3 protein-coding genes and 1 pseudogene are annotated in these 3,283 nt (G+C 74.7%); all 4 read right to left on the bottom strand.

All coding sequences use genetic code 11. The annotated features are described in order from the left end of the window. A pseudogene (locus tag E4P40_RS27100) lies at nucleotides 1-436 on the bottom strand (hypothetical protein); the annotation flags it as partial. A 76-nt stretch (nucleotides 437-512) separates the two neighbouring features. After that, nucleotides 513-2,195 carry an FAD-binding dehydrogenase gene (locus E4P40_RS27095; protein WP_135161391.1) on the bottom strand — a complete coding sequence of 561 codons (1,683 nt, stop codon included), beginning with the start codon at nucleotides 2,193-2,195 and terminating at the stop codon, nucleotides 513-515. A 10-nt stretch (nucleotides 2,196-2,205) separates the two neighbouring features. After that, nucleotides 2,206-2,628 (bottom strand): hypothetical protein, encoded by a 423-nt coding sequence (locus E4P40_RS27090; protein ID WP_135161390.1) that lies wholly within the window; start codon nucleotides 2,626-2,628, stop codon nucleotides 2,206-2,208. A gap of 128 nt (nucleotides 2,629-2,756) precedes the next feature. After that, the gene (locus E4P40_RS27085; protein ID WP_135161389.1) at nucleotides 2,757-3,185 is read right to left on the bottom strand and encodes a hypothetical protein; all 429 of its coding nucleotides are present in this window, start codon (nucleotides 3,183-3,185) and stop codon (nucleotides 2,757-2,759) included. Between the last annotated feature and the right edge of the window lie 98 nt (nucleotides 3,186-3,283).

Raw genomic sequence — 3,283 nt, 5'->3', positions numbered from 1 at the left:
TGCCGGCACCCACCAGCAGCGCGCAGGAGACCAGCTGGACGATCGCGACGACCGTCCCCTCCGTCGCCAGGGCGTCCGCGGTCGCCGGCGAGAAACCGCCCTGCGACTCCTGCACCACGAAGTCGGCGAGGGAGGCGAAGAACCAGACGTAGAGGGAGGCGATGAGCACCATCGCGGACTGCACGAACGCGAGGACGGCGGCGGTGATCAGCTGGCCGGGACGCCGCGGGGGCGGTGGCGCGTACCACTGCGCCGGGTAGCCGTACGGCTGCGGCGGATAGGGCGAGCCGTAGGGCCCGGCCCCGTAGGCCGGCGGCCCGTACACGGGCGGCCCGTACGGCGAGCCGTAGGACGGCGGGGGCGTCGTCCCGGGCGGGCCCGAGTACGGCGGGCCCGGCTCCGTCGGGGTGGACGGATCGGCCCAGGGGTTGCTCATGCCGTCACCCTTTCGCTCCCGCGGGGCGCTCCGCTCCTCGCTCGTTCCTCGTTGCGATGCTCACGCCCCTGTCCGCTCATACGGCCGCCGCCGCAGCGCGTCCGGCTACCCGGCCGGAGAACATGCAACCGCCGAGGAACGTGCCCTCGAGCGCGCGGTAGCCGTGCATGCCCCCGCCACCGAACCCGGCGATCTCCCCGGCCGCGTAGAGACCGGGGAAGACGTCGCCGCCGGGACGCAGGACCCGGCCCGAGAGGTCGGTCTCCAGCCCGCCGAGGGTCTTGCGGGTGATGATGTTGAGGCGCACCGCGATGAGCGGGCCGGCCTCGGGGTCGAGGATCCGGTGCGGCGGCGCGACGCGGATGAGCTTGTCGCCGAGGTAGTTGCGCGCCGCGCGGATGGCGGCGATCTGCATGTCCTTGCCGAACGGGTGGGCGATCTCCCGGTCGCGGCAGACGATCTCGCGCTCGATCTGGCCCAGGTCGAGCTCCGGCGTCCCGCCGGTGATCCGGTTCATCCCCGCCACCAGTTCCGGGAGCGTCCTCGCGACGACGAAGTCCTCGCCGCGGTCGACGAACGCCTGCACCGGGGCGGCCATGCCGGCCTTGACCCGCGTGGCCAGCAGCCGGATGTCCTTGCCGGTCAGATCGGGGTTCTGCTCGGAGCCGGAGAGCCCGAACTCCTTCTCCACGATCTTCTGCGTGGCGATGAACCAGGTGTGCTCGTAGCCGGTCGTCCCGATGTGGGCCAGCGTGCCGAGGGTGTCGAAGCCGGGGAACAGCGGCACCGGCAGCCGCTTGCCGGTCGCGTCGAACCACAGGGACGACGGCCCGGGCAGGATCCGGATGCCGTGGCCGGCCCAGACCGGCGAGTGGTTGGCGATGCCCTCGGTGTAGTGCCACATGCGGTCGCGGTTCACGACGCTCGCGCCGGCGGCCTCGGTCGCCTCGAGCATGTGGCCGTCGACGGACGCGGGAACACCGGACAGCATCCGCTTGGGCGCCGGGCCGAGGCGGGCCGGCCAGTTGCTGCGGACGAGCTCGTGGTTGCCGCCGATGCCCCCGGCGGTCAGCACGACGGCCTGCGCGGTGATCTCGAAGTCGCCGACCTCGGTGCGGGAGCTGGCCTCGCCGCGGGCGACGGAGCTGTCCTCGAGCACGGCACCCCGGACGCCGGTGACCGCGCCGCCGGTGACGACGAGCTCGTGCACGCGGTGCCGGAAGCGCAGCTCGACGCGGCCCTCCTCGACCGCCGCCCGGACCCGGCGGGCGAACGCCTCCACGATGGCCGGCCCGGTGCCCCAGACGATGTGGAAGCGGGGCACCGAGTTGCCGTGCCCGGTCGCGGTGTACCCCCCGCGCTCGGCCCAGCCGACGATCGGGAAGAAGCCGATGCCCTGCTCCTTGAGCCAGGACCGCTTCTCCCCCGCCGCGAACTGCAGGTACGCCTCGGCCCACCGGCGCGGCCAGTGGTCCTCGGTGCGGTCGAACCCCGCGGTGCCGAACCAGTCCTGGCGGGCGAGCTCCAGCGAGTCGTGGACCCGCAGGTGGCGCTGCTCCGGGGAGTCGATGAGGAAGAGGCCGCCGAACGACCAGAACGCCTGGCCCCCGAAGGACGCCTCGGGCTCCTGGTCGACGAGCACGACCCGCTTGCCGGCGTCGGCCAGCTCGGCGGTGGCCACGAGACCGGCCAGCCCCGCTCCCACGACGACGACAGCGGTCTCGGTGCTGGATGCGGGGGCGCCGCTCTGCGAACTCACGGTCGCGACGCTAGCGGGCCGACCCCGCAGCGCGCCGTCCCACCGGGGAGCGATTCGCCCGCAACGGCCGCGTCCACTCGCGGACCGGCCGCCGTAGCGCGAGGACGAGGGCGGTCAGCGGGCCCACCATGAGCAGCACGCCGGACCAGAAGGCGAGCCCGCCCCCGAGCGCGGCGAAGAAGACGGTGAGCACCAGCAGACCGGCCAGCGGCACCGCGGCGGCGACCGCGAGCAGCAGCCAGCTGCGCGCCCGGCCGAGATGGACGAGCACGGCCGCGGCCACGGCGAGGACCGCGAGGAACGCCGGGACGAGCGCGAACGCGTCCCAGCCGGTCTCCGGCGTGAGCAGGAGCCACGCGAGGTAGAGGTCCTCGGCCGCGACCACCAGGCCGAAGAACGCGGCGAACGGCACGACCATCGGCCGCTCGGGCACGGGAGCGGGCCCGGATCGCGGCGCGGGACGGGGCGAGCGGCGCGTCGGGACCCGGCTCCGGGAGGACGACGACGGCATGACTGCTCAGCGTAGGACGCCCACCTGCGGGTCGGGCGGACGCCGGCAGCTCACTCCCCGGAGCGCTCCGCCCGCCGAGCGGCGACCCAGCCGCGCACCACCGGTCGGGCGGCGAGGGCGGCCGCGGCCGCCGGCAACAGCGCCGAGACCAGGGCGAAGACGGGTGCGCCCTCGGCCCAGCCGCCGAAGACGGTCCCGCCGACGATGAGCAGGGCCAGCGCGCCGGCGGCCACGGTCAGGAGGCCCCAGGACCGTCCGACCAGGAGCAGCACCACGCCCGCGACCAGGCCGACCGTGAGGGCCGCGGGGATGAGCAGCAGTCCCCACTCGACGGCGGACAACTGCCCGCCCGAGAACCCGAGCGCGATGAGGACGAAGAAGCCGGGCACGAGCGCACTCATCAGCGCCAGCGCGACCGCGACCACGGCGGGCATGGGCGGCGTACGACCGGCCGAGGACGACGGCGCTGCGGAGGACACGCCGCGGAGCCTAGGACCCCAGGTCAGAGCACCGGCGTCGGCTCGCCCGACGACGAGCGCCGCCACGAGGCGTGCAGCCCCGCGTACGGGCCGACGGC

The organism is Blastococcus sp. CT_GayMR20 (assembly GCF_004570345.1).
The sequence above is the reverse complement of the archived record's forward strand: the minus strand, read 5'-3'. Positions and strand labels throughout refer to the sequence as shown.